General features: G+C 50.8%; 1 protein-coding gene. It reads right to left on the bottom strand.

The window, feature by feature from the left end; genetic code table 11:
* Positions 1-651, bottom strand: a 651-nt coding sequence (gene queC, locus AC1DRJ_RS30980) for a 7-cyano-7-deazaguanine synthase QueC (protein ID WP_477805466.1), incomplete at its 3' end; no start/stop codon positions are given.
* Positions 652-710: the final 59 nt, after the last annotated feature.

Raw genomic sequence — 710 nt, 5'->3', positions numbered from 1 at the left:
GTTCTCCATAAACTCATTCAGYCCTTTCGCTCGAAGATTGCACGCGTCGCAATTCGCGCATCCAGTTCCAATTATTCCGTTGTAGCAAGTCAGTGTCTGACGCTGAACCAATTCAAGCTTCCCATGCTGCTCGGCAAGAGCCCATGTTTCTGCTTTGTTCAGCCACATGAGCGGCGTTTCAATCCGCAGCTGGTAGTCCATACCCAGCTCAATGGCTTTATGCAGAGCCCTGACAAACTCATCGCGGCAATCCGGGTAGCCAGAGAAATCCGTCTCGCAAACACCTGTGATGATAGCCTCGGCGCGAACTTGATAGGCATAAATAGAGGCCAAGGTTAAAAACAGAATATTTCTACCGGGCACAAAAGTACTTGGCAGGCTTTCTCCTGAGCTATTCACACGAGGTACTGGAATGTTATCGCGCGTCAAACTACTGATAGCCAGTTCATTCAACAACGTCGTGTCCAGAACCTTGTGCACCGTCACGCCAAGCTCTTTCGACAGTTGCTGCGCCACCTCGATTTCCGCGCGGTGGCGCTGGCCATAGTCGAACGTAATGCAGTGGATTTCATCGTAGAGCGGTAACGCATGGATCAAACAAGTGGTGGAGTCCTGTCCACCGCTGAAAACGATAACAGCCTTTTTAGTCATGGTTCGTTCTTCCTTGGGATGCCCCGATGTATCACGGGACATTGAACCTAGCGCAAAGC

This window comes from Pseudomonas sp. P5_B2 (assembly GCF_056400445.1).
This window is presented reverse-complemented; position numbering and strand designations above follow the sequence as displayed.